The organism is Dermacoccus barathri (assembly GCF_015070805.1).
Taxonomy (GTDB): Bacteria; Actinomycetota; Actinomycetes; order Actinomycetales; family Dermatophilaceae; genus Dermacoccus; species Dermacoccus abyssi.
On sequence record NZ_JADCTK010000002.1, the window covers coordinates 331,104 to 356,268 of the forward strand.

Genomic DNA, 25,165 nt, shown 5'->3' on the forward strand with positions numbered 1-25,165 from the left:
GCCGCTGCCTCCTGATGGCCGGTTGTCGGTGGGGTTTGCAATGATGGGGCCGTGGATCAGCTCTGGGAAATTCTTGCTGTCGTAGTCGTTGCCCTGCTCGCAGGGGTGGCGGGCGTCGTCGGTCTCGTCCGCGGTCGTTCGCGCAAGGCGCCGAAGGTGCCGCCGAAGACCGAGCAGACGCCGATCGAGCGGCCGGTCGCCAAGAAAACGCAGTACAAGCCGAGCAGCGGCATGCGGATCGACACGTCGAAGACGGCCGAACCCGCACCGGCGAAGAAGCAGGCGCCGAAGCCCGAAAACGCAACGCAGGCTCCTACCGCAACCGACACGGCCGACGTCGCAGAGCCGACGGAGCCGGCGGAAGCCGCACCCGCCACGGGTGAGACGGTCGACGAGGACCGCCCGCTCACCGAGGCGGAGGCCACGCAGACCAACCCGTTCGACGTCGAGGCCGGCGAGGAAGCCGCGAGCTCGACGGCGGCCGAGACCCGTGAACTCGAGAAGCCCGAATCCGCCCGTGGTCGCATGGTGCGCCTGCGTGAGCGCCTCTCCAGTTCGAACACGGCCCTCGGCAAGGGCCTCCTCGGCCTGCTCTCCGGCGGGACGCTGGACGACGAGGCCTGGGAGGACGTCGAGGACACGCTGCTTCGTGCCGACCTGGGTGTCGAGGCGACGACGGAGATCGTCGACAACCTCAAGAAGCGCATCTCCGTGCACGGTGCCACCGACGAGGAGACCGTCTCGCAGTGGCTCCACGAGGAACTGCTCGCGCAGGTGGGCCCCGACATGGACCGTCGTATCGCGGCCAGCCGCGTCGGAGACCGCCCCGCGGTCGTGCTCGTCGTCGGCGTCAACGGCACAGGCAAGACGACCACGGTCGGCAAGCTCGCGCGTGTTCTCGTCGCCGAGGACAAGGACGTCATCCTCGGTGCCGCTGACACCTTCCGCGCCGCCGCTGCCGACCAGCTCGAGACCTGGGGTGGGCGCGTGGGCGTTCCCACGGTCCGTTCGGACAAGGAAGGCGCCGACCCGGCCGCCGTCGCGTTCGACGCCGTCAAGGCCGGCCAGGAGGGGGAGTGCGACGTCGTGCTCATCGACACCGCCGGCCGCCTGCACAACAAGGTCGGCCTCATGGACGAGCTGACGAAGGTCAAGCGCGTCGTCGAGAAGCGCAGCCCCATCGATGAGGTGCTCCTCGTCCTCGACGCGACGACGGGTCAGAACGGCATGCGTCAGGCGGAGGTCTTCGGTCGGGCCGTCGACGTCACCGGTGTCGTGCTGACGAAGCTGGACGGCACGGCCAAGGGTGGCATCGTCGTCAACGTCCAGCGGGCGCTGGGCGTGCCGGTCAAGCTCGTCGGTCTCGGTGAGGGCCCTGACGACCTGGCGCCCTTCGACCCGGAGGCGTACGTCAACGCGGTGCTCGACTGAGCAGGCCGGTCTCGAGCCCCGCAGCGCCCACCCGCAGTCACGGCCGGTGGGCGCTCGTGCGTCCACGCTTCGACACGAAACGTCTCGCATGGCGTGCATACCCTGAGGATGTGACCGCGATTTCACGTCAGCGCCGCATCCGAAACATGGGCGAAACATCGCGAGCCGCATGCTGAAACGTGGCGAGGGCAGGATCACTGAGCATGAACGCACACCTTCTGGCGGCAGAGGCCGCCCCCAAACTCGACTATGCGGCCACCGCATTCGTCCTCTTGTGCGCATCGCTCGTGCTCATGATGACGCCCGCGCTGGCGTTGTTCTACGGCGGGATGACGCGCTCCAAGTCGGTGCTCAACATGATGATGATGTCGTTCGGCGCCCTCGGCGTCGTCGGCATCATCTATGTGCTCTACGGCTACTCGATGTCGTTCGGCACCCACGACATCGCCGGGCTGATCGCGAACCCGGGTGACAAGTTCGGTCTGCACAACGTCGCCGACGTGTTCAACTCGTTCGGGTACGAGGGCTACGGAAACATCCCCGAGCTCGCGTTCGTGGGCTTCCAGCTCACCTTCGCGGGCCTGACGGTCGCGCTCATCTCCGGCGCCATCGCCGACCGTGTGAAGTTCTCGACGTGGCTCGTCTTCTCCGCGATCTGGGCGACGATCGTGTACTTCCCGATCGCGCACATGGTGTGGGGCGGCGGGTTACTCGGCGGCACCGACCAGGGCGTCGCCGCGACGATGTTCGGTTCGACCGACGGCAAGGCCACGTTCGCACCGATCGACTTCGCGGGCGGCACCGTCGTCCACATCAACGCAGGCATGGCGGGCCTCGTCCTCGCCCTCATCGTCGGGCGCCGCGCCGGTTTCGGCCGCGTGCCCATGCGCCCCCACAACGTGCCGCTGACCATGCTCGGCGCCGGTCTGCTCTGGTTCGGCTGGTTCGGGTTCAACGCGGGTTCCGAGCTCGCCGCAGATGGTTCGGCCGCCCTCGTGTGGGTCAACACGACCGCCGCGACGTGTGCGGCGATGATCGGTTGGCTCGCCGTCGAGAAGATCAAGGACGGTGAGGCGACGTCCATCGGTGCCGCCTCCGGCGTCGTCGCCGGTCTCGTCGCGATCACCCCCGCCTGTGGTGCGCTCAGCCCCGTCGGCTCGCTCATCCTCGGCGCGGTCGCCGGCATCCTCAGCGCCCTGGCCGTCAGCCTGAAGTTCAAGTTCAACCTGGACGACTCGCTCGACGTCGTCGGCGTCCACCTCGTCTCCGGCCTGTGGGGCACGATCGGCGCCGGCCTGCTGTCGACGACGAACGGCCTGCTCTACGGCAAGGGCTACGAGCAGACGGTCGTGCAGATCGTCATCGCGCTCGGTTGCCTCGCGTTCACGGGCGTGCTCACCGCCGTCATCGGTCTCGCCCTCAAGGCGACGATGGGCTGGCGCATCGACCACGACGACGAGCTCGCGGGCATCGACTCCGCCGAGCACGCCGAATCCGCCTACGATTTCGGTGGGTTCGCCTCCGGTACCCGCGTCGGCCACGGCCTGCTGCCGTCCGGCCACGGCCCCCTCGGTGGCAGCACCACCGGCGCAGAACACAACGACCCGCGAGGAGTGCAGGCATGAAACTCGTCACCGCCATCATCAAGCCGTTCAAGCTCGACGACGTCAAGGAAGCCCTCGAGGCCTATGGCATCGCCGGGATGACGGTGAGCGAGGTCAGCGGCTACGGCCGCCAGCGCGGCCACAGCGAGGTTTACCGCGGCGCCGAGTACAGCGTCGACTTCGTGCCGAAGCTGCGCATCGAGGTCGTCATCGACGGCGCCGACGCGCCCGCCGTCGTCGACGCCGTCGTGCGTGCCGCGCAGACGGGACGCATCGGCGACGGCAAGGTGTGGACCGTTCCCGTCGACGACATCGTGCGCGTGCGCACAGGTGAGACGGGTCCGGCGGCGCTGTGACCCCGGCCGGCTGCACGTCGTGGGCGGAGAACTGATGGTCCTGGCCTCCGCCCACTACACCGAGCGCCTCGAACTCGCCACGGCACTGGGATTCAGCAGTCCGGGCGCCGGGCGTGCTCGCCGGCTCCGTCTCGCCGAGCACGCCCAGGGCTACCTCGAGCAGGTATGGCAGGAGGCGATCTCGGTTGCGGGTTTCTCCTCCGGCACGACAGACGTTGCGCTTGCCGTGGTCGGCTCGCAGGCCAGGGGGGAGGCCGGCCCGCTCAGTGACGTGGACCTCGTCCTGGTGCACACCGGTCGAGTGGGAGCCGAGCGTCTCAGCCAGCTGGCCGACGGCCTCTGGTACCCGCTGTGGGACGCCGGTGTGCGTTTCGACCATTCGGTTCGCACGCTCGCCGAATGCCGAAAGGCCGCCTCAGGTGATCTTGCCGCTGCGGTGGGGATGCTCGATCTCGCGCCCGTGGCGGGCGACGCGACCCTTGTGGCAGGGGTGCGCCAGAGTGTTGGCGTGGACTGGCGCGCCGCAGCCCGCAAGCGACTTCCGGAGGTGCTCGAATCCCTCGAGGCGAGGCACGCGAGCTTCGCGGCTGTTTCGGGGACTTTGGAGCCTGATCTCAAGGAGTCCGGTGGTGGTCTGCGCGACCTCCTGCTCATCGATGCCTTGACGACGGCCTGGCTCGCAGATCCGCAGCGGGGGGCTCTTGATCCGGCTCGAACGACTCTGCTGGACGTTCGCGACGCGCTGCAGGTGGTGACCGAGCGGGGGCGCGCGACTCTGGGACTGCAGCACCAGGATGCCGTGGCCCAGCTCCTCGGTCTGCAGGATGCCGACGAACTGCTCACCCGGGTCGTTGACGCGGGGCGCGCCGTGGCGCACGTGCGCGATACCGCGGTTCGTTCTGCCTCGCAGGCACAGCGTGCGCGGGGTCTTCGGGTGGGGCCGCGTCGCCCGCGCCTGACGCCGCTGGGGTACGGCCTCTTCCTCCACGACGGGGAAGTCGTGCTCGGTGGCTCACCGCGTGAGCCGGGCGTCGTGCAGCTCCTTCGCGCGGCCACGCAGGCAGCGCGTCGAGGAATGCGTATCGCTCCGGCGACGGCCGCGAAGCTCGCCTCTGACCTTCCCCGCCTTCCCACGCCCTGGCCGGCGCCGGTGCGGGAGGCCTTCGTCGAGCTGCTCGCCTCCGGTGCGGGCCTCGTCGACGTGTGGGAGGACCTCGACCGCATCGGCGTGATCGACGCGTGGTTTCCGGAGTGGGCGTCGATCCGATCACGCCCCCAGCGAAACGCGCTTCACCGTTTCACCGTCGACCGCCACCTCATCGAGGCGTGCGCGGCCTGCGAGCCACTGCTCGTGAGGGCGGCTCGTCCGGATCTCCTCGTCGTCGCGGCGTTCCTTCACGACATCGGCAAGGTGTCTGGTCAGCGGGACCACAGTGTCGAGGGTGCCCCCGTCGCCCGGGCCATCTGCGAGCGGATGGGATTCGATGCGAACGACGCCGCGGTCGTCGAACGGCTCGTGCGCCACCACCTCACGTTGGACGAGTGCGCCACTCGACGCGACCCTGACGATCCGCGCACGGCTGATGTCGTCATCGAGGCCGTCTCCGGTCAGGAGCAGGTGCTCCAGCTTCTTGCCGCGCTCACCGAAGCCGACGCCGTGGCCACCGGTACCGGAGCGTGGACCTCGTGGCGTGCGGGTCTCGTGGCAGATCTCGTGCGGCGCGTGGAGGCACAGCTGACACACGAGGTCGCCACCTCGAATCCGTGGGTCGGCTGGGAGCCGACGGCACAGGACGCGCAGAGGGTTCGTGACGGGGATGTCGTGCTTCAGGTCGAGCGCACGGACGTGCGCTCAGCTGTTCTCACGGTCGTCGACATCGACCGGCCCGGACTCTTCGCCGACACGGCCGGGCTCCTGGCCCTGAGACGACTGAGGGTCGTCGCTGCTGCGATCACGACGCGAGAGGGGCTGGCCCTGGATCGGTGGTCGGTCGAGGCGCCGCACGGGGAGTTGCCAGACGTCACGGAGCTCGAAAGAGCCCTGCGCGCGCTCCGGTGTGGAGAACGCACGCCTCTTCGTGCCCTGGACGTTCCCGCGCGCCGGGTTCACGCCGGGTCAGAGCGGCCGAGCGACGTTCTCGTGCGACGTATGTCGTCCGCAGAGGACGCGCAGCGGATCGAAGTGCGCGCGCCCGACCGCGTCGGGCTCCTCTTCGACGTGGGACGCGCCCTCGCGGCCTGCGGCGTGGCGCTCGTCGGTGCGAGCGTCATGACCAGCGCGGGCCGGGCGGTCGACGTCTTCACGGTGAGGGCAGCTGACGCTGGGACGCTGGATCCTCAGGCGCTCGATTGTGCGCTCGATGCCGTTCGAGGCGCCCTGCGCTCTCGGTGAACGAGGAGAACGCTCACGGTGCGCCGCAGGTGCGGTCCCACGGTGTCGATCTGACGGCGCCCGGGGCGAGCGGGTAACCTAAACCGGTGTTCAACAGCCTTTCCGACCGTCTGACAGCCACCTTCACGAATCTTCGTGGCAAGGGGCGCCTGACCGAGTCCGACATCAACTCGACCATCCGCGACATCCGGATGGCGCTGCTCGATGCGGACGTGGCCCTGCCGGTCGTCAAGCAGTTCACCCGTGGCGTGCGCGAGCGCGCGCTGGGCGCCGAGGTGAGCCAGGCGCTCAACCCGGGTCAGCAGGTCGTCAAGATCGTCAACGAGGAACTCGTCGAGATCCTCGGTGGCCAGACGCGGCGCCTTAACATGGCCAAGTCGGGCCCGACGGTCATCATGCTCGCTGGTCTGCAGGGTTCGGGTAAGACGACGTTCGCCGGCAAGCTGGCCCGCCGTCTGCGCGACGAGGGCCACTTCCCGGTGCTCGTGGCCGCCGACCTCCAGCGTCCGAACGCCGTGCGTCAGCTGGAGGTCGTCGGTGAGCGTGCCGGTGTACCGGTGTTCTCGCCGGAGCGCGGCAACGAGGGCGGCCACGACGCCGTTTCGGAGAACGCCGAGGGCACGCGCTCGTACGGCGACCCGGTGTGGGTCGCGCAGGCCGGCGTCAACCAGGCCAAGCTGCGTCAGTACGACGTCGTCATCGTCGACACGGCCGGCCGTCTGGCCGTCGACGAGAACCTCATGCAGCAGGCCGCCGACATCCGTGAGGCGATCAACCCGCACGAGGTGCTGTTCGTCATCGACGCGATGATCGGTCAGGCCGCCATCGAGACGGCGACGGCGTTCCAGGACGGCGTCGACTTCACCGGTGTCGTCCTGTCGAAGCTCGACGGTGACGCCCGTGGTGGTGCCGCGCTGTCGGTCGCCTCGATCACGGGTCGCCCGATCATGTACGCCTCCACGGGTGAAGGCGTCAAGGACATCGAGGTCTTCCACCCCGACCGCATGGCGTCGCGCATCCTCGACATGGGTGACGTCCTCACGCTCATCGAGCAGGCCGAGCGCGCGTTCGACAAGCGCCAAGCCGCCGAGATGGCGCGCAAGTTCTCCGGCGGCGAGGACTTCACGTTCGACGACTTCCTCCAGCAGATGTCGGCCATCAAGAAGATGGGCAACATCAAGGGCCTGCTCGGCATGATGCCGGGCATGGGCCAGATGCGTGACCAGCTCAACGCGCTCGACGAGCGCGAGTTCGACCGGGTCGAGGCCATCGTCCACTCGATGACGCCGTTCGAGCGCAACAACCCCAAGCAGATCAACGGTTCGCGCCGTGCGCGTATCGCGCGCGGTTCGGGCGTGAGTGTCTCCGAGGTCAACCAGCTGCTCGAGCGCTTCGGCCAGGCGCAGAAGATGATGCGTCAGCTGAAGAACGGCGGCGGCATGCCGGGAATGCCCGGGATGCCGGGTATGCCGGGCATGGGTGCCGGTGGCGGCAAGCGCGGCAAGAGCCAGCCCAAGAAGAAGGGCAAGAGCGGTAACCCGGCCAAGCGCGCGCAGCAGGAAGCGGAGGCGGCGAAGAAGGCCGATGCCGCCCGTAACCAGGCCATGGAGAACGCGTTCGGGCAGATGAAGGAAGAGCCCGACTACTCCAATATGAAGCTGCCCAAGGGCTTCGAGAAGTTCCTCGGCCCGGGCGCTGACAAGGACTGATCGCGCGAAGAGCGCTGCATGAGCGCGAAGGGCCGACCACACACGAAGTGGTCGGCCCTTCGCCGTCCCAGCTCGGGGACAGCCGGTGAAGGAATTGTCGGCTACGCGACGACGAGACGCTGGCGCTCTGCGCGCTCGAACGCGGCCCGCAGCTCCTTCGTGAAGCGCTTGGGCCGGTTGAGGTTCGAGATGTGGCCGGCATCGTCGAGCACGATGAGACGGGCCGCGTCGTTGGCTGCGAGGAAGCGGCGCTCGTGGATGCGGAACTCGTCACCGCGGCCGTTGATGATCGTCACGGGCACGTCGATCGAACCGATCGCCTCGAGCACGTCGAGGCGGCCCAGTGCGCGCATGACGGGGGCCACGACGTGAGCCTTCGCGCGACCGCCGCCGTAGTAGTGGCGCGCGGCCTTGGGCGAGTTGGCCTTCGCGAACGCGGCGAGAACGCTGTCGTCCGCGTTGCCGGGCAGCCGGTCCCGCCAGGAGAGGTAGGCGCCAAACGCCACTGCGAGGAAGCGATTCGGCACGGCGGTGCACCCTGCCACCGTCACAGCGCGCAGGGGACGCTGCGTGGTGGCGGCGTACTGCAGCGACAGGTAGCCGCCGAGTGACAACCCGACGAGCATCGGCGGCTCGGGGCACGACGCGACGGCCTCGTCGATGGTGGCCAACGCCGCAGCGAGCGAGAACTCCTCGTCCTGACGCTCGCCGTGACCGGGAAGATCGGGCGCGACGACGTGGAAGCCTCGCTTCGTCAGGCGCTTGATCTGGGGTCGCCACATGGTGCGCGAAGACCGCACACCGTGCACGAGCACCACAGAACCGGACATCTCTTCAGAATACGGCTCACGCCTGGGAAGGCCCTCCACACGTCGCCGCCACTCGGCGAAAATGGGCGGACAACGTGAGGAACCTCGCACCTACTCGCCCGTTGGGTCGGTGGCTCCCGTTAGGGTCACGAGCATGAGCGACACCGTCCTGCACCTGACCGGTCGCGTGCTGCGTGGCCCCGATGACGAAGTGGCCGAAGCGTGGGTGATGGCCGGACGCATCACGTTCGAAACCCCTGAAAAGGCAGCCACCGCCGACGCGGCGCGGTTGGAAGGCACCTTCCTTCCCGGTCTCGTCGACGCCCACTGCCACGTGGGCCTCGAGGCGCACGGTGGGGCACCGGAGAACGCCGAGGCGCATGCTCTCGCGGACCGAGCGGCCGGCGCGCTCCTCCTGCGCGACTGCGGTTCACCGGTCGACACCCACTGGATCGACAATCGCGAGGACCTGCCGCGCATCGTGCGCGCCGGACGTCACATCGCGCGCACGAAGCGCTACATCAAGAACTTCGCCCATGAGATCGAGCCGGAGGATCTCGTCGCCTACGTGCGTCAGGAAGCCCGCCGGGGCGACGGCTGGGTGAAGCTCGTCGGCGACTGGATCGACCGCGACGCCGGCGACCTCGCGCCCTGCTGGCCCAAGGAGGCCCTCAAACCGGCGATCGACGCAGCCCACGAGGAGGGCGCTCGCGTCACGGCCCACTGCTTCGGTGAGCAGTCGCTCGTCGACTTCGCCGAAGCCGGCATCGACTGCATCGAACACGCGAGCGGCCTCACCGAGGAGACCATCGCGATGTTCGCCGAGCGCGACATCGCGATCGTGCCCACGCTCATCAACCTCGACAACTTCCCGAGCTTCGCGCAGGCGGGGGAGAAGAAGTTCCCCGGCTACGCCGCTCACATGCGTGACCTACACGCCCGCCGGTACGAGACCATCGGCGCGGCCCGGGACGCAGGCTTGCGCATCTTCGCGGGCACCGACGCCGGCGGGCAGTTGCCCCACGGCCTCGTCGCCCGTGAGGTGGAGGAGATGCTCAACGTCGGGATGAGCGCGACCGAGGCCATCGCGACGGCGACGTGGGGCGCTCGCGAATGGCTGGGCCACGAAGCGCTCGTCGAGGGTGCCCCGGCTGACCTCGTGCAGTACGAGAGCGACCCGCGCGACGACGTTCGCGTGCTCGCCGCGCCCACGCATGTCATCCTGCGCGGACGCGTCGTTGAGTGAGGACGACGGGCGCCTCCTCGTCGCCGGCGGTGAGCGTGTCCACGTCAGTGTGGCGACGGGTGGTGACATCGCGCCGTACCGGGAGGCGATGACACGGTCAGCGTCTCGGATCGGCCGCTGGAACCCGGTCAACCCGGACGACCTCGTCCACCACCTCGCGGCGCAGTCGGCCACGCACCGCACGTTTCTCATCCGCGCCAAGGACGCTGCCCGGGTGACAGGTGACGAGGCGGGGCTCGTGGGCTGCGTCAACGTGACGAATGTCGTCCACGGCCGTTTCATGAGCGCCACCATGGGCTACAACGCGTTCGATCCCTACGTCGGTACCGGTCTGTTCCGCGAGGGGATGGCCCTCGTCGTCGGCATCGTGCTACGTCAGGCGCCCCAAGGTATGGGGCTTCATCGCCTCGAGGCGAACGTGCGCATCGGCAACGACACGTCGGCCGGCCTCCTGCGCTCCCTGGGGTTCCGCCGCGAGCGCACGATGCGCCGGATGTTGTGGCTGGCCGACGGTCTCGGGGGTCGGAGCGCGTGGTTCGATCACGACTCGTTCGCCGTGACGCGCGAGGAATGGCCCGCGGCGCCGCACGCCGCGAACGATCTGCCCACGGGTGTCATCGTGTGCGGGTCGGGCACGCCGGCCGCTGCGGCCTTCGCGGTCGCACGTGAACTCGGGGGAGTGGCCCTCGTCGACGTGCCGTTCGACGCCGCCCTCACGACGGCCCGGTACGCAGCGGCGCCCGTCGTGTGGTTGGCCGGTGACGACGCGGAGGCCGCTCACGACGCGCTGTTGCGTGCCGGCGCCACCGTCGCCCGCGGTGACGACATCGTCGCGAGCATCAGCGGCAATCCCTCAGACGTGACGCGGGCGGCTCTCCGACTGCGCCCGCGCCTCGTCTGAGGGGCTGTAGAGGGCCGTCAGTCGACGCTGATCTCGCCCATCTCGTCCCAGCCCTCGCCGTCGATCTGGCGGCTGATGATTCGCGGCGTGGAGGCGAGCTTGTCAGGCGTCTCGGCGGTGAACGTCTTGAAGTGCTCGGAGTTCACGTGTGCCTCTGCGGCGTCGTCCTTGAACGCTTCCACGAGCACGTACTCGTTCGGGTTCTCGACGCTGCGGCTCCAGTCGAACCACAGGTTGCCGCTCTCGGCGCGGGTGGCCTCGGTGAACGCTGCGACGTGGTCCATCCACGTCTCGGCGTGCTCGGGGCGGACGTCGAACTTGACGACGATGAAGATCATCGGAAGGTGCCTTTCACTCGGGGCATAGACAAGGGGATGTGCCGACTTCTCGGCACATCCCCTTGTCTACCACCTGTCGATCAGGCCGCGTCGCCGGCAACCTTCTCCGACTGACGCAGGTCCTCGGCGTCGATGCCGCGCGGCATGCGCAGGCCCTCGTCGAGGAGGAACCGCACGTAGGCGTAGTTCGTGAAGAACCCGGGAAGTTCGTCGGTCAGGGCCGAACGCTCGAGCACCTCACGGGCCTCGTCGAGACGCAACTGAATGTCGGCGTCGGCGCCGCGCTTGAGCTTGATCATCTCCTCGTCGATGAGGCGCTCGAGCAGGGCACGCGAGACCTGCGGACCTTCGGCCAGCTGCGTCGAGTGGTGCATCCACTGCCACAGCTGCGCACGGCAGATCTCGGTCGTCGCGGCGTCCTCCATGTAGTTGCCGATGGCGACGGCGCCCTGGCCGTCGATCCACGCGGCGAGGTACTGCAGGGCGACGCTGACGTTGCTGCGCACACCGTGCAAGCTCGTGGTCTGCATCGTGCCTTCGAGGCTGACGAGCGCGTGCGCGTCGTGACGCGGCGTGCGCTTGACCTCGATCTGGTCGAGCTTGTCGCCGAGCACGTGCGTGAACGCCGACATCACGGTGTCGACCATGGCCGGGTGCGCCACCCAGGAGCCGTCGAATCCCTCCTCGGCCTCACGCTCCTTCTCGGCGCGCACGACGTTGAGCGCGCGGTGACGGCGCTCCTCGTCCTGAACCGTCGGGTTGTTCGCCGCCGGCGCCGCGATGGCGTGCGTGCCGCGCTTGTGGGCGGTGGCGACGAGCAGGTCGGTGAACGTGCGCATGAACGGTGTCGTCATCGTGATGCGCTCGCGGTCGGGCAGCACGTACTCGTCACCGCGGTGGGCGAAGGTGCGCACGTAGCTGAAGATGTAGTCCCAGCGGCCCGCGTTGAGGCCCGAGGCGTGCTCGCGCAGCTCGAAGAGGATCTCCTCCATCGCGAACGCTGCGGGCAGCGTCTCGATGAGGACGGTGGCGCGCACCGTGCCGCGCGGGATGTCGAGGGCGTCCTGGGCCGCGTTGAAGATGTCGTTCCACAGGCGCGCTTCGGCACCGGACTCGATCTTCGGCAGGTAGAAGTACGGGCCGTAGCGGGCTTCGATGAGCGCCTTCGCGTTGTGGAAGAAGTACAGGCCGAAGTCGACGAGCGTGGCCGAGATCGGGCGACCGTCGATCGTGATGTGCTTCTCGCACAGGTGCCAGGCACGCGGGCGCATGATGAGCGTCGGGCGCTTGATCTGCGGGCGGGCCGCGTAGGCGCGCACCGCGTCACGCAGGACGATCTGACCGTCGATGAGGTTGAACCAGGTGGGCGCCGTGGCGTCTTCGAGGTCGGCCAGCCAGGTGGACGCGTTCGAGGCCATGGCGTGCTCGACGTGGCTGCGCGTCACCGGCGCGACGAGTTCGACGCGGCGGTCCGCGAGGCCCGGAGCGATCGGTGCGACGCTCCACGAGTCGTCCTCACGCGCGGCGATCTCCTCGGGGGAGAAGTCGAGGTCGGCTCCCCGGTTGATGCGACGCGACTGCGCGCGACGCTGCGCGAGCAGGTCGGCGCGACGTCCGGCGAACTCGCCGTCGAGGCGTGCCAGGAACGCGAGGGCGTCGGGGGTGAGGATCTCGTCGAAGCCCGGGTGCATCCGGCCGCGGACGGTGGGTGAAGAGCTCATGGGGCCCTCCTTCGAAGAAGCGCGGGGGCAACGCCGTCGGGCGTCGCGGGTGGAACGGTGAAACCCATCATCCCCGATACGCAGGCCCTCGTGGAGCAGGTTCGGGTGCTGGACGGGGTGGAAAGTGAACCCCCGCCCGTGCGGTCGGAGCCAGGTGGCCGCACAGGCGGGGGTTGGTCTTACTCAGACGGTGGCGATCAGAACTGAGCGCTCTCCGTCGAGTCCTTGAGGGCGGTCGTCGACGACTCGGGGTTGAGCGTCGTGGAGACCAGGTCGAAGTAACCCGTGCCGACCTCGCGCTGGTGCTTCGTGGCCGTGTAGCCGCGGCTCTCCGAGGCGAACTCGCGCTCCTGCAGGTCGACGTACGCCGTCATCTGCTCGCGGGCGTAGCCGTGAGCCAGGTCGAACATCGAGTAGTTGAGGGCGTGGAAGCCGGCGAGGGTGATGAACTGGAACTTGAAGCCCATCGCGCCGAGCTCCTTCTGGAACTTCGCGATCGTCTCGTCGTCGAGGTGCTTGCGCCAGTTGAACGACGGCGAGCAGTTGTAGGCCAGCATCTGGTCCGGGTACTCGGCCTTGACGGCCTCGGCGAACTTCTTGGCCAGTTCGAGGTCCGGCGTGCCCGTCTCCATCCAGATGAGGTCGGCGTAGGGCGCGTAGGCCTTGGCGCGCTCGATGCAGGGCTCGATGCCGTTGCGAACCTTGTAGAAGCCCTCGTTGGTGCGCTCACCGGTGAGGAACTGCTGGTCGCGCTCGTCGACGTCGGAGGTGATGAGCGTCGCGGCCTCGGCGTCCGTACGGGCGATGACGACCGACGGGACGTTCGAGACGTCGGCGGCGAGGCGGGCGGCGTTCAGCGTGCGAACGTGCTGCTTCGTCGGGATGAGCACCTTGCCACCGAGGTGACCGCACTTCTTCTCCGACGCGAGCTGGTCCTCCCAGTGCACACCCGCGGCACCGGCGTTGATCATGGACTTCATGAGCTCGTAGGCGTTGAGCGGGCCACCAAAGCCGGCCTCGGCGTCGGCGACGATCGGGACGATCCACTCGTCGACGGACTTGGTGCCCTCGGAGAACTCGATCTCGTCGGCGCGCATGAGCGCGTTGTTGATGCGGCGCACGACCTGCGGCACGGAGTTGGCCGGGTAGAGCGACTGGTCCGGGTAGGTCTGACCGGCGAGGTTCGCGTCACCGGCGACCTGCCAACCGGACAGGTAGATGGCCTTGAGGCCGGCCTTGACCTGCTGGACGGCCTGGTTACCCGTCAGCGCACCGAGGGCGTTGACGAAGTCCTCCGTGTGGAGCTTGTCCCACAGCTGCTCGGCACCGCGCTTGGCGAGGGTGAACTCCTCCTGCACGTTGCCCTGGAGGCGAGCGACGTCCTGGGCGGTGTACTCGCGCTCGACGTTCTTCCAGCGCTCGTTCGTGTCCCAGTCCTTCTGGATCGCGGCTGCGCGGTCGTCGATCGTCTTGATGATCTGCTCGGAGGTCATTGGCTCCAGTCCTTCCTCTATGGGCCCTGGTAGGTGCCCGGTGGGGATCGATGACTCAACTCTGACCGAGAAGAACGCACAAGTAGGTAGACTTTTCGAGTAAAGATCGACGAATATTTACGTGTTGAGCAATTTTGAGCCGTCTTTCGTCGCGAAGCTGGCGTGACGGCCGTCACGCAGGCCGGAAAGTGGAGTCATGAACGAGAAGATGCGCGAAGGGCGGCTCGCCTCGGCCCGTGCTGCGGCCGAGGAGGCGGCGCCCGTGGAGCGGGCAGCCCCCGACGCCCTGACGATCGGCCGGCGCCTGCGTCACGTGCGTCAGCAGGCGGAGCGCACCCTCGGTGACGTGGCGGGGGCGATCGGCATGAGCCCGTCGGCGCTCTCGCTCATCGAGAACGGCAAGAGGGAGCCGAGGCTCTCGGTCCTCACGTCGCTGGCCGAGGCGCTCGACGTGCCGCTCGCCGACCTTCTCGCGACAGCGCCGCCGTCACGGCGAGCGGCCCTCGAGATCCGTCTGGAGCGTGCGCAGCGGGCGTCGACGTACGCCTCGCTCGGGCTGCCGAGCGTCCGCATCGGACCGCGGCTGCCCACCGAGGCGCTCGAGGCACTCGTCGGAATGCACGAGGCGATGGCGGCGATGCGCAGCGAGCAGGCGGCGACGCCCGAGCACGCACGGCGCGCGAACGCCGAGCTGCGCACCCGGATGAGGCAGGCCGACAACTACTTCGCCGACATCGAGGGCGCGGCTGCGCAGTTGCTCTCCGACGTCGGGCACCGTGGTGGGCCCGTCTCGCGAGCCTCTGTGGACCGCATCGCCGAACACCTCGGCTACCAGCTCGTGCACACCTCGGATCTTCCCGGCTCAACCCGGACGGTGAGCGACCTCGCGAACCGGCGCATCTATCTGCCGCAGCCGGAGGCCGGCCAGCACGACGCACGGTCTCTCGCCCTGCAGGCCCTCGGTCATCTCGTGCTCGACCACGAGGTGCCGGCCGACTACGCGGAGTTCCTCTCCCAGCGCGTCGAGATCAACTACTTCGCCGCCGCCGTGCTCATGCCGGAGAAGGAGGTGGGGCGCCGCCTTCTCGACGCGAAGGAGGCCAAGGACATCTCCATCGAGGATCTGCGCGATGCCTACGGCGTCTCCTACGAGACGGCGGCGCACCGCTTCACGAACCTCGCGACGAAGGTGCTCGACATCCCCGTGCACTTCATGCGCATCAGCTCCGACGGCGTCATCTACAAGGCGTACGAGAACGACGGCATCCAGTTCCCGACCGACGCCACGGGCGCGATCGAGGGCCAGCGCGTGTGCAAGCACTGGACGGCGCGCGCCGTCTTCGATCAGCCCGACCTGTCGCGCTCCTACCAGCAGTACACGGACACGCGCTCGGGCACGTACTGGTGCTCGGCGTTCGTGGACCGCACGCCGAGTGGCTTGTTCTCCGTCAACGTCGGTACGCCCTACCAGCACGTCAAGTGGTTCCGCGGCCGGGAGACGACCGAGCGTTCGCTCTCGCGCTGCCCCGACCCGTCGTGCTGCACGCGCCCTCCACAGGAACTTGCGAGCCGATGGGACGGTCGCTCCTGGCCGAGCGCTCGCGTGCACTCGCACCTGCTCGCCGCCATGCCGCCCGGCACGTTCCCCGGCGTCGACGACACCGAGGTCTACCAGTTCCTCGAGCGGCACGCGCGCGAGGACGGCTGACGGAGGGGAGGGGATTCGGCGGGTGGGCTCGCTTCTGGCAGAATGAAGCTGTACCCGTGCGCCCGGCAATCGGCCGGATGCACGCCTACCCCGAATCACGGTTCCCCGTTCGGACGCCGGTCGACGTCGGTCATCCGCGAAATTTCCTTCGCGTCAGGCTGCGCTCGTGCCCGTTCGCTCGAGCGGTCTCGCCGTGGTTCACCTACACAGAAAGTGAGACCGCCACCATGGCAGTCAAGATCCGCCTCAAGCGCCTCGGCAAGATCCGTCAGCCCCAGTACCGCGTTGTCGTCATGGACAGCCGTACGAAGCGCGACGGCCGTGCCATCGAGGAGATCGGCAAGTACCACCCCAAGGAAGAGCCGAGCCTCATCGAGATCGACGGCGAGCGCGCGCAGTACTGGCTCTCCGTCGGCGCGCAGCCGACCGAGCAGGTCGCCGCGCTCCTCAAGATCACGGGTGACTGGCAGAAGTTCAAGGGCGAGCCGGGTGCCGAGGGCACGCTGAAGACGGCCGAGCCGAAGGCCGACAAGAAGGCCCTCTACGAAGCCGCTCTCAAGGCCGCTCAGAACGCCGACACCTCCAAGGGCGGCGCCACGACGGCCAAGAAGAAGGCCGACAAGGCCGAGGAGCCCAAGGCTGACGAGGCCAAGGCTGAGGAGAAGGCCGAAGAGGCTCCCGCAGCTGAGGCCGAGAAGACCGAAGAGGCCTGATCCTCGTGCTCGAAGAAGCACTGGAGCACCTCGTCAAGGGCATCGTCGACCATGACGGCGACGTCGTCGTGCGTCACAAGGACGGACGACGGGGTGAACTCCTCGAGGTTCGCGTCCACCCGGACGACCTCGGTCGCGTGATCGGCCGTTCCGGTCGAACGGCGTCCGCCCTTCGCACCGTGGTCTCCGCGCTGGCCGGTGGCCGTTCGGTTCGCGTCGACATCGTCGACACCGACCGTTCGCGCTGAGCCGGTGCACCGACGAAGCAGCCCTCCCACCTCGATGAGGTGGGAGGGCTGCTTCGTGTTCTTCGGGTCTGGAGGGGATGCCGGGCCGCCGGCAGGCGAAAAGGTAGCCTTGAAGGGTGACCGAAACGATGGTGGCCCGAGACCAGCGCCCTCGGGAGCGCCGTCTCTTGGGGCCGTTCGTCGTCGCCGGTTCCTTGGCGCTGGCCTCCGGCCTCCTGTACCTGCGTGATCCTCACGTCGATGCGTCGTGGGGACGCTGCCCGTCCATCGCGCTGTTCGGTCTTGCTTGCCCCTTCTGCGGCGGCCTGCGTGCCGTGAACGACCTCACCAACCTGCGTATCGTCGATGCCTTCTTCAGCAATCCGCTCCTCGTGAGTGCCGTGCCCTTGGTGCTCGCGTGGTGGATCAGCGTTGTTCGGGATCGATGGACCGGCAGCACGCGTCCGTGGATGTTCCCGGTGCAGCGGGGTGTCGTGGCGCCGGTGCTGATCGCGGTGTGCGTCGCCTTCTCGCTGTATCGGAACCTGCCGATCGGCGCGGCCTTCTATCCCTGATGTGAACATGACGAAGGGCTGCATCCGGTGGGGATGCAGCCCTTCGTCGCTCGTGCCGGGGTCAGCCCTGAGTGGCCACCCAGATACCGATACCCAGGTTGAGGATGGTGACGACGGCGCCGACGATGATGGCCAGCTTGGCCTTCTCAGCGCCCGTCTGCATGCCGTTGCTCTCGCGGATTTCCTTCTGGGCGATGACGCCGAGGACGATTCCGACGATCGAGAGGATGCCGCACAGGAGGCCGAGGAAGGAGCAGATGAGGGCCGGCAGGGCCTTCTTGTTCTCCATCGTCATGCCCTGGTACGGCGCGCCACCGGGCTGGCCGAAGCCGCCCTGCGCCTGCTGACCGTAGACATCCTGACCGGGCTGACCGTAGGGAGCCTGGCTGCCCTGGCCGTAGGGAGCCTGCGACTGGCCGTTCGCGTCGTAGTTCGGCTGGTTGCCGTAGTTCTGCTGCGGGTTGTTCTGGGGGTCAATGGGGTTGCTCATGTTCTCTCCTCCGTGTGAGTCCTGCCCCAACCGTAGTAGGAATCGCCCCTGCCCGCGGGGACGACGAAGCGGTGGGCATGTCCTGACAGAATGGAGGCATGGATGAAGTTGTCGTCGCACGAATCGGAAAGGCCCACGGGCTCAAAGGTGAAGTGACGGTGCAGGTGCACACCGATTCGCCCGAGGAACGCTTCGTCGCCGGGGCAGCCTTCGTCACCGACCCCGCTCACCGCGGACCGCTGACGCTGCGGTCGACGCGCGTCCACAACGGCATCTACCTCCTGGCGTTCGAGGAGGCTCCCGACCGCACCGCTGCCGAGGGGCTACGCGGCATCAACCTGCTTGCGGCCGCGGACGAACTCGTCGAGGACGACGCCTGGTACGAGGAAGACCTGCTCGGCTTCGGCGTCGTCCTCGAGGACGGCACGGCCGTCGGAACTGTCAAGGGTCTCGAATCGCGGGAGGTGCAGGACCTGCTCGTCGTCGACGGGGTGGACGGCTACGACGTTCTCCTGCCGTTCGTCGAGGAGATCGTGCCGGAGGTCGACGAGGACGAGCGCCGCATCGTCGTCACACCGCCGCCCGGCCTGCTGGAACTGGGACGCCCCACCGATGCTCACTCCGACGACGTCGAAGAAGCCTGATTCGTGCGCTGCGACATCATCTCGATCTTTCCGGAGTACCTTGAACCGCTGAATCTCAGCCTGCCGGGGCAGGCGCAGCGCAAGGGGCTCCTCGACATCGCTGTGCACGATCTGCGCGACTTCGCCCACGACCGTCACCGCACGGTCGACGACACGCCGTACGGCGGCGGAGCCGGCATGGTCATGAAACCCCAGCCCTGGTGGGAGGCGCTGGAGCGCGTGCGTGGTCTCCGCGACGGCACCCCGACGCTCGTCGTGCCGGGGCCCGGGGGAGAGGTGCTCACCCAGAAGGTGGCGCGCGAGCTCGCCGACGAGGACTGGCTGGTCTTCGCGTGCGGCCGCTACGAAGGCATCGACGAGCGCGTCTACGAGGCCGCCGCAGAGGTCATGCCAGTGCGCGTCATCTCGCTGGGCGACTACGTCCTCAACGGTGGTGAGGTCGCCGTCCTCGCGATGATCGAAGCTGCGGCGCGACTGCTGCCGGGGTTCATGGGCAACGCCGAGTCGCTCGTCGAGGAGTCTCACGAGGACGGGCTGCTCGAGTACCCGGTGTACACGAAGCCTGCAACGTGGCGCGATCGCGAGGTGCCGGCCGTGCTCCTCTCGGGTGACCACGCCAAGGTCGCCGCCTGGCGTCACCAGCAGCGGCTCGAACGAACGGCGGCGCGGCGTCCGGACCTGTTGCACGCCTCCGCAGCCTTGACCCCATCGCTCATCGAAGCAGTACCCATCGCCCCCGCGGATCTCGGCGAACTGATGACCCTCCAGCGCGCGTGCTGGGCTCCCGAAGTCGCCGCAGCTTCGCCCGAGGAATCCTGGTGGGGTGCGCCTGCCGAGACCGTCGAGCAGCTCGCAGCGTCCATGGACGAGTGGAACACCTGGGTGGTGCGAGCGGGAGGTCGTCTGGTCGCGTCCGTTCGTGCCAAGGTCACGGGAGACGACCACACGACCTGGGAGATCGGACGGCTGATGGTGGCGCCTGATCTCGAAGGACGCGGACTCGGCCGTGCCCTTCTGGAGTTTGCCGAGGACCAGGCGCCGCCTGCTGTGCGGAGATTCCGGCTCACGACAGGGGCGGACCGAGAACGCAACATGGCCATCTACAAGAAGGCGAAGTACCGCGTCGTGGGGGATGGCGCCGACGAGCGTGGACTCCTGGCGTTGGAGAAGCGACGTCGGGTCTGAGGTTCTCGGGGGATTGGGTCGCGCGATTTCCTGCGATCACTCCGGCTCTGGCAAGATGAGTTCTTGCGTCTTGTCACGACGAGTCCCCGCCGCAGGGGGAGTGGCACGGCCGGTCGGTACCCCCGGGGTTTTGATCCAGATCATCTCGGGCATCACCGCACCGAACATGCCGGACCATGAGACTCGACGGGACGCGCAACCGACAGCAACTCGGCCCCCGGCCGAGCCTGACCGTGGCAACCTGCGCGTGCCACAGATTTGAGTAGAACATGAAGAAGTTCGACGCGATCGACGCGGCGAGCCTGCGTTCCGACGTCCCCGACTTCCGCGCCGGTGACACGCTGAACGTCCACGTCAAGGTCATCGAAGGCACGCGCTCGCGTGTCCAGGTCTTCAAGGGCGTCGTCATCCGCCGCCACGGCGGCGGCGTCGGCGAGACCTTCACCGTCCGCAAGGTTTCCTTCGGCGTCGGCGTGGAGCGTACCTTCCCGGTGCACACCCCGGTCATCGACAAGATCGAGGTCCTGACGCGCGGTGACGTGCGTCGCGCCAAGCTGTACTACCTGCGCGACCTGCGCGGCAAGGCTGCCAAGATCAAGGAGAAGCGCGACGCCGTTCCGGCCAAGAAGGCCTGAACCTCGCGTCGACCCGAAGCGACCCTGCGATGAAGCGTCACGCTGCGTCCGGTCGCTCGCCCGAAGGCGTGACCTCACGACGAGGTCACGCCTTCGGCGTTCCCCGGCGGCGATGGGTCGTCGGCGGCCTCAGTCTCGTCGTCGCCGTGATGCTGCTCGTCCACGCCCTCTGGTTCGAGACGTTCACAGTGCCCTCGCGTTCGATGGAACCGAACTACGGGGTCGGCGATCGCATCCTCGTCGACAAGCGTGCCGACGTGCGTCGCGGTGACGTCATCGTGTTCTCCGGTGAGGGTTCTCTCTATCAGCCGGCCGAGCGCTCCGGCGTGCTCGCCGTCATCGACACCGCAGCCGGATGGCTCGGGTTCCGCCCGGACGAGCAGGACTACCTCAAACGGATCATCGGTGTCGGCGGCGATCACGTCGTCGTCGACCACAAGGGCGTGCTCACGGTGAACGGTCGACGTGTGGCCGAGCCGTACCTCGGGTGGGGCTCGAAGCGAGCCTCGGCGCAGCCGTTCTCTGTGCGCGTGCCCGAGGGAAAGCTGTTCGTCATGGGCGACAACCGAGATGACTCCGACGACTCCCGCAACCATCTCGGTGACCCCGGCGGGGGGTACGTGCCCGTGGACAAGGTGGTCGGTCGCGTGGCGTGGAAGTATTGGTCGGGCTCGTGAGCCCGGACGCCGAGAGGAGGCCCGACGTGGCGGTTCGTACCCCGTCGAAGACGCCCACCCTGCGCCTCGAGCGGCAACTGCTGCGCGACGGGCGAACACTGATCGCCGGCATGGACGAGGTGGGCCGCGGCGCCCTCGCGGGGCCGGTGAGCGTGGGCGTCTGCGTCGTCTCCGCGACGACGGGCACCGTGCCGCAGGGCGTCAAGGATTCCAAGCTCGTGCCCGAACCCAAGCGTCCGGCGCTGGCTGCGAAGGTGCGCCGATGGGCCGTCGCAGGCGCCGTCGGGCACGCCAGCCCCGCCGAGATCGACGAGATGGGCATGACACGGGCACTCCGTCTCGCCGGCACCCGGGCGCTCGCGGCCCTCGAGGTGACGCCGGACGTCGTCATCCTCGACGGTAAGCACGACTGGCTCACCGAACCCGAGAGCGTCGGCCTGCTCGGACTTCTCGACGCAGTGGACGTCGTCGGGGGTGCACCCGAGGTAGTCACCCAGATCAAGGCCGACATGCGGTGCTCGTCGGTGGCCGGGGCAAGTTTGCTCGCGAAGGTGGAGCGTGATGCCATGATGGCCGAGGCTGCCCCCGGCCACCCAGTCTACGGGTGGGAGATCAACAAGGGGTATTCGGCGCCCGGACACCTGGCGGCGATCGCCGAGCACGGGCCGTGTGAGTTGCACCGTCGCTCGTGGAAGACCTTCCGCGCGGCCGAGGCAGAAGACCAGCAGGTGCCCGAAGCACACCATGACGTGAGGAGCACGCAGGCATGAGCGCCGAGGACCTCGAGCGGTACGAGAACGAGCAAGAACTGGCCCTCTACCGCGAATACCGCGACGTCGTCGGGCTCTTCCGCTACGTCGTGGAGACCGAGCGTCGCTTCTACCTGTGCAACGCCGTCGACATGAAGGTGCGTGGTGAGGGCGCCGACGTCTTCTTCGACGTCACGATGCAGGACGCGTGGGTGTGGGACATCTACCGCCCCGCGCGCTTCGTCAAGACCGTGCGCGTCGTGACGTTCAAGGACGTCAACGTCGAGGAACTGTCGAAGAACGACCTCGAGATCCCCGACGGCCCCGACTGCACCTGATTCGCCCACAGATGTGACGCTCACGGGGTGCTCGTCAGCACCCGAGCGGCCTTCTCCACAGGTCCGCTGCTTCCGAAGGTGACCAGTAGAACCTCCGAGACCTTTGCTGGTCCCGGAGGTGGTGGACATGGACCACGACACGAGGGCCGCGGCGTCGCGGTCTGCGGCGACCGAGGCGCGCCGAACCCTGGGGCGGGACGGCGAAGAGCTCGTTCGCGCGTACCTGGAGAACCGCGGCTACGAGGTCGTCGACACCAATTGGCGCTGCCGTGAGGGGGAGATTGACCTCGTCGCGATCGACGGTGGCGAACTCGTCGTCGTCGAGGTCAAGACGCGTCGTTCGCTGCGCTTCGGACGCGCGGTCGAGGCCGTCACCGAGGAGAAGCATCGGCGCCTGAGGCGGTTGGCCGGGCTCTGGGCCGCCGAACACGAGGTGCGGGCACGCGGTGTACGTGTTGACGTCATCGGCGTCGAATGGGCGGGGGAGAGGGCCCGCATCGATCACCGCAAGCGGGTGATCCTGTGAGCTTCGGCAAGACGAAGGCCGTCGTCGTCACCGGCATCGACGGTCTCGTCGTCGATGTCGAGGTGAGCGTCGGGCAAGGGCTGCCCAAGGTCGTCATCTCCGGGCTGCCGGACACGGCGGTGTCACAAGCGCCGAACCGTCTGCGTTCGGCGATGACGCAGTCGGAGCTGACGTTCCCCGACACCCGTCTCACGATCAACCTCGCTCCTGCCTCGGAACAGAAGTCCGGGGCCGGCCTCGATCTCGCCATGGCTGTCGCGATTCTCGCGGCAACCCGTTCCCTCGACCCGGCTGACGTCGCCCGCGTGGGGCACATCGGCGAACTCGGCATGGACGGCAGCGTCAGGGAGGTGCGCGGCGTCCTCCCGGCGTGTGTCGCCGCGCTTGCGGGCAACGTGCGTGAGTTGCTCGTGCCCGCCGCGAACGCAGCCGAGGCATCGCTCGTCAGCGGTATTCGGGTGCACCCCGTGCGTTCGCTGTCGGATGTCGTCGCCTTCCACCGCGTGCGCGCCCAGGGCAAGACGCTCGACCTGCCGTGGCCGGAACCCGGCGAGGAGGCCGAGCCGGAGGAGACCGGCGACCTGCGTGATGTCGTCGGACAGTACGAGGCACGGGCTGCCATCGAGGTGGCTGCCGCCGGTGGTCACAACGTGTCGATGATCGGTCCGCCCGGTGCGGGAAAGACCTTGCTCGCCAGCCGCCTGCCGAGCATCCTGCCGCCGCTTTCACGGGAGGAAGCTCTCGTCGTCACGAGCGTCCAGTCGGTGCTCGGCAAGGTCGACGGGCAGGCGCTCAAGGAGCGTGCGCCCTTCGTCGCGCCCCACCACAGCATCACGATGCCGGCGTTGGTCGGCGGTGGGACGGGGCGGCCCCGCCCCGGAGCCATTACCGAAGCGCACGCTGGCGTGCTGTTCCTCGACGAGGCGCCGGAGTTCAAGCGGCCGGTGCTCGACGCGCTGCGTCAGCCCCTCGAGCGTGGCTTCGTCACGATCACCCGGGCCCAGCAATCGGTGCGGTTTCCCTCACGCTTCCAGCTCGTCGTCGCCAGCAATCCGTGCCCGTGCGGGCGCTACACCGGCTCAGGTGCGGGATGTTCGTGCGCAACTCGAGCCCGACGCGAATACCTCAAACGCCTCTCCGGGCCGCTACTCGACCGCATTGACGTCCACCTCCAGGTGCCTGCTGTGACGCGAGCCGATCTCGCGAGCGGGCCGGGGGAGAGCAGCGAGGAGGTGGCCGCGCGGGTGCGTGAGGTGCGCGAGCGCTCAGCGCGCCGTTGGGCGCCACTGGGGCTGGCGCTCAACGCGGAGGTGCCCGGTTCGATCCTGCGCTCCTCGCCGTGGTCGCTTACCCCGGCAGACACGGCAACGCTGGACGCCGCCCTCGACACCGGAAACCTCACCCTGCGCGGCTACGACCGCACACTGCGCCTGGCCTGGACCCTGTGCGACCTACGAGGCGCAGACAAACCCACGAAGGACGACGTCTACGCCGCCCTCACTCTGAGAGAAGGGCAGCAAGCAGCATGACCACGACGACCTCCCGCAACGACCTTCTGTCAGGAACGGGGCACGCCTGGCGTGACGCAGCCGAGCAGGACGAACAGCTCGCCCGCCTCGTGTGGGCGCACATCGCAGAACCGCGCGATGCCAAGGCCCAGCTGCTCATCGACGGCGTGGGGTACCCCGAGGCGCTCGCCGCGGTGCGTACGCACCCGGAGAAACTCACCAATTTCGCCGCCCGCCTGGAACAGCTCGACCTTCCCGAGCAACTGCGGCGCATCGAGACGTTCGGCGCTCGCATTCTCCTGCCCTCGTACGACGGCTGGCCCGAGCGACTCGACGATCTCCCTCAGCCGCCGCACGCCCTCTTCGTCGTCGGCGAGGCCGACGTGCGGTCGTTGTGCGAGCGCTCCGTCGCCCTCGTCGGGGCGAGGGCGGCCACCCACTACGGCCAGCGCGTTGCCGCCGAGATCGCTCTCGGGGTTGGCAGCCATGGCGTGGCCGTGGTGTCAGGCGGGGCCTTCGGCATCGATGCCGCGGCGCATCGTGGGGCCCTCGCCGGCGACGCCGGCACTGTCTGCGTTCTGCCCGGTGGGGTCGACCGCCTCTATCCGAGCGCTCATGACGCACTCTTCAGCGCCATCCGAGAGCGGGGAGCCATCGTGAGTGAGATGCCGCTCGGATTCGCTCCGATGAGGCAACGCTTCCTGCACCGCAACCGACTCATCGCCGCGCTGACGCCGGGCACGGTGGTCGTCGAGGCGGGGTTGCGTTCGGGGTCGCTCAGCACGGCCAGGCGCGCCGAGGAGATCCAACGCGTCGTCGGGGCCGTGCCAGGGCCGGTCACCTCGGCCGCCAGCGCCGGCTGCCACGAGCTAGTGCGCGACGGCGCGGCGGTGCTCGTCACCGGGGCCGACGACGTCATCGAGTTGATGGCCGGGTACGGGGCACAGCAGACGACGCGCGACACCCTCCCTGCGCTCGTCAAACCGGAGGATGCGGTGGGCGCCACGGCTCGCGCCGTCTGGGATGCCTTGCCGGTGCGCCGCGCTGCGAGCGTCGACCACGTCGCGACGAGTTGTGGCAGGACTCCCAGGGAGGTGCTGACGGCACTCGGCGAGCTTCTCGCTGCGGGGCTGGCCGAGAAGGTGGACGGTGCGTGGCGCAAGGCGTGACAGTGTCGGTGCAGCGAGGAC

At 68.4% G+C, this 25,165-nt stretch carries 25 protein-coding genes; 20 read left to right on the forward strand and 5 right to left on the reverse strand.

The window, feature by feature from the left end; all coding sequences use genetic code 11:
• Window positions 1–51 precede the first annotated feature (51 nt).
• From ftsY to ffh, 5 genes are all read left to right on the forward strand, one after another.
• Window positions 52–1,431: a signal recognition particle-docking protein FtsY gene (ftsY, locus tag IM689_RS04595; protein WP_193643080.1), complete on the forward strand. Its 1,380-nt coding sequence runs from the start codon at window positions 52–54 to the stop codon at window positions 1,429–1,431.
• Window positions 1,432–1,634: 203 nt separating this feature from the next.
• Entirely contained in the window at window positions 1,635–3,056 is a 1,422-nt protein-coding gene (locus tag IM689_RS04600; RefSeq protein ID WP_047311969.1) for an ammonium transporter, read from the forward strand.
• Window positions 3,053–3,391, forward strand: coding sequence for a P-II family nitrogen regulator (locus IM689_RS04605; protein ID WP_193643081.1), 339 nt, complete (start codon window positions 3,053–3,055; stop codon window positions 3,389–3,391). Before IM689_RS04600 ends, IM689_RS04605 begins: the two co-directional genes overlap by 4 nt.
• A 34-nt stretch (window positions 3,392–3,425) precedes the next feature.
• Window positions 3,426–5,783 (forward strand): [protein-PII] uridylyltransferase, encoded by a 2,358-nt coding sequence (locus tag IM689_RS04610; RefSeq protein WP_193643082.1) that lies wholly within the window; start codon window positions 3,426–3,428, stop codon window positions 5,781–5,783.
• 86 nt (window positions 5,784–5,869) lie between these two features.
• A complete protein-coding gene (gene ffh / locus IM689_RS04615) occupies window positions 5,870–7,492 on the forward strand; it encodes a signal recognition particle protein (protein ID WP_118912741.1) in 1,623 nt (540 codons plus the stop codon).
• A gap of 101 nt (window positions 7,493–7,593) precedes the next feature.
• Here the strand turns inward: ffh and IM689_RS04620 are convergent, their stop codons facing one another.
• Window positions 7,594–8,322, reverse strand: a complete 729-nt coding sequence (locus IM689_RS04620) for an alpha/beta fold hydrolase (protein WP_193643083.1) — start codon at window positions 8,320–8,322, stop codon at window positions 7,594–7,596.
• 133 nt (window positions 8,323–8,455) lie between these two features.
• Here IM689_RS04620 and IM689_RS04625 point away from each other — a divergent pair, with 133 nt between their 5' ends.
• Both IM689_RS04625 and IM689_RS04630 read left to right on the forward strand, forming a co-directional pair.
• Window positions 8,456–9,547 carry an amidohydrolase family protein gene (locus IM689_RS04625; protein WP_193643084.1) on the forward strand — a complete coding sequence of 364 codons (1,092 nt, stop codon included), beginning with the start codon at window positions 8,456–8,458 and terminating at the stop codon, window positions 9,545–9,547.
• The gene (locus IM689_RS04630) at window positions 9,540–10,448 is read left to right on the forward strand and encodes a GNAT family N-acetyltransferase (protein ID WP_227484461.1); all 909 of its coding nucleotides are present in this window, start codon (window positions 9,540–9,542) and stop codon (window positions 10,446–10,448) included. Before IM689_RS04625 ends, IM689_RS04630 begins: the two co-directional genes overlap by 8 nt.
• 17 nt (window positions 10,449–10,465) lie before the next feature.
• Here IM689_RS04630 and IM689_RS04635 read toward each other — a convergent pair whose 3' ends face one another.
• From IM689_RS04635 to aceA, 3 genes are all read right to left on the reverse strand, one after another.
• Complete coding sequence (locus IM689_RS04635; RefSeq protein ID WP_118912723.1) at window positions 10,466–10,786, reverse strand: putative quinol monooxygenase; 321 nt, start codon at window positions 10,784–10,786, stop codon at window positions 10,466–10,468.
• 80 nt (window positions 10,787–10,866) lie between these two features.
• A complete protein-coding gene (gene aceB / locus IM689_RS04640; protein ID WP_193643086.1) occupies window positions 10,867–12,507 on the reverse strand; it encodes a malate synthase A in 1,641 nt (546 codons plus the stop codon).
• A gap of 197 nt (window positions 12,508–12,704) precedes the next feature.
• Complete coding sequence (gene aceA, locus IM689_RS04645) at window positions 12,705–14,000, reverse strand: isocitrate lyase (RefSeq protein WP_129665214.1); 1,296 nt, start codon at window positions 13,998–14,000, stop codon at window positions 12,705–12,707.
• Between the two features lie 196 nt (window positions 14,001–14,196).
• Here aceA and IM689_RS04650 point away from each other — a divergent pair, with 196 nt between their 5' ends.
• The 4 genes from IM689_RS04650 to IM689_RS04665 all read left to right on the forward strand — a co-directional run bounded on the left by IM689_RS04650 (window position 14,197) and on the right by IM689_RS04665 (window position 17,223).
• Window positions 14,197–15,708 (forward strand): helix-turn-helix transcriptional regulator, encoded by a 1,512-nt coding sequence (locus IM689_RS04650; RefSeq protein WP_047311978.1) that lies wholly within the window; start codon window positions 14,197–14,199, stop codon window positions 15,706–15,708.
• Between the two features lie 227 nt (window positions 15,709–15,935).
• Window positions 15,936–16,421: a 30S ribosomal protein S16 gene (gene rpsP, locus IM689_RS04655; RefSeq protein ID WP_047312203.1), complete on the forward strand. Its 486-nt coding sequence runs from the start codon at window positions 15,936–15,938 to the stop codon at window positions 16,419–16,421.
• Between the two features lie 5 nt (window positions 16,422–16,426).
• On the forward strand, window positions 16,427–16,669 hold the full coding sequence (locus IM689_RS04660) for an RNA-binding protein (protein ID WP_047311979.1): 243 nt from the start codon (window positions 16,427–16,429) through the stop codon (window positions 16,667–16,669).
• 116 nt (window positions 16,670–16,785) lie between these two features.
• A complete protein-coding gene (locus tag IM689_RS04665) occupies window positions 16,786–17,223 on the forward strand; it encodes a DUF2752 domain-containing protein (RefSeq protein ID WP_082128826.1) in 438 nt (145 codons plus the stop codon).
• Window positions 17,224–17,284: 61 nt separating this feature from the next.
• Here IM689_RS04665 and IM689_RS04670 read toward each other — a convergent pair whose 3' ends face one another.
• Entirely contained in the window at window positions 17,285–17,713 is a 429-nt protein-coding gene (locus IM689_RS04670; RefSeq protein ID WP_193643087.1) for a DUF4190 domain-containing protein, read from the reverse strand.
• A gap of 98 nt (window positions 17,714–17,811) precedes the next feature.
• Between IM689_RS04670 and rimM the strand changes: the two genes are divergently transcribed.
• The 9 genes from rimM (at window position 17,812) to dprA (ending at window position 25,144) form a co-directional block, all read left to right on the forward strand.
• The gene (gene rimM, locus IM689_RS04675) at window positions 17,812–18,357 is read left to right on the forward strand and encodes a ribosome maturation factor RimM (RefSeq protein ID WP_047311981.1); all 546 of its coding nucleotides are present in this window, start codon (window positions 17,812–17,814) and stop codon (window positions 18,355–18,357) included.
• A 3-nt stretch (window positions 18,358–18,360) separates the two neighbouring features.
• Complete coding sequence (trmD, locus tag IM689_RS04680) at window positions 18,361–19,542, forward strand: tRNA (guanosine(37)-N1)-methyltransferase TrmD (RefSeq protein ID WP_193643088.1); 1,182 nt, start codon at window positions 18,361–18,363, stop codon at window positions 19,540–19,542.
• A 269-nt stretch (window positions 19,543–19,811) separates the two neighbouring features.
• On the forward strand, window positions 19,812–20,177 hold the full coding sequence (gene rplS / locus IM689_RS04685) for a 50S ribosomal protein L19 (protein WP_118912716.1): 366 nt from the start codon (window positions 19,812–19,814) through the stop codon (window positions 20,175–20,177).
• A 29-nt stretch (window positions 20,178–20,206) separates the two neighbouring features.
• On the forward strand, window positions 20,207–20,854 hold the full coding sequence (lepB, locus tag IM689_RS04690) for a signal peptidase I (protein WP_193643089.1): 648 nt from the start codon (window positions 20,207–20,209) through the stop codon (window positions 20,852–20,854).
• A 26-nt stretch (window positions 20,855–20,880) separates the two neighbouring features.
• The gene (locus tag IM689_RS04695; protein ID WP_047311984.1) at window positions 20,881–21,624 is read left to right on the forward strand and encodes a ribonuclease HII; all 744 of its coding nucleotides are present in this window, start codon (window positions 20,881–20,883) and stop codon (window positions 21,622–21,624) included.
• Window positions 21,621–21,941 carry a DUF2469 domain-containing protein gene (locus IM689_RS04700; protein ID WP_193643090.1) on the forward strand — a complete coding sequence of 107 codons (321 nt, stop codon included), beginning with the start codon at window positions 21,621–21,623 and terminating at the stop codon, window positions 21,939–21,941. The genes IM689_RS04695 and IM689_RS04700 overlap by 4 nt, the downstream gene beginning before the upstream one ends.
• A 127-nt stretch (window positions 21,942–22,068) precedes the next feature.
• Window positions 22,069–22,467 carry a YraN family protein gene (locus tag IM689_RS04705; protein ID WP_118912713.1) on the forward strand — a complete coding sequence of 133 codons (399 nt, stop codon included), beginning with the start codon at window positions 22,069–22,071 and terminating at the stop codon, window positions 22,465–22,467.
• Window positions 22,464–23,996 (forward strand): YifB family Mg chelatase-like AAA ATPase, encoded by a 1,533-nt coding sequence (locus IM689_RS04710; protein ID WP_193643091.1) that lies wholly within the window; start codon window positions 22,464–22,466, stop codon window positions 23,994–23,996. Before IM689_RS04705 ends, IM689_RS04710 begins: the two co-directional genes overlap by 4 nt.
• Entirely contained in the window at window positions 23,993–25,144 is a 1,152-nt protein-coding gene (dprA, locus tag IM689_RS04715; protein WP_129665224.1) for a DNA-processing protein DprA, read from the forward strand. The genes IM689_RS04710 and dprA overlap by 4 nt, the downstream gene beginning before the upstream one ends.
• Window positions 25,145–25,165 lie beyond the last annotated feature (21 nt).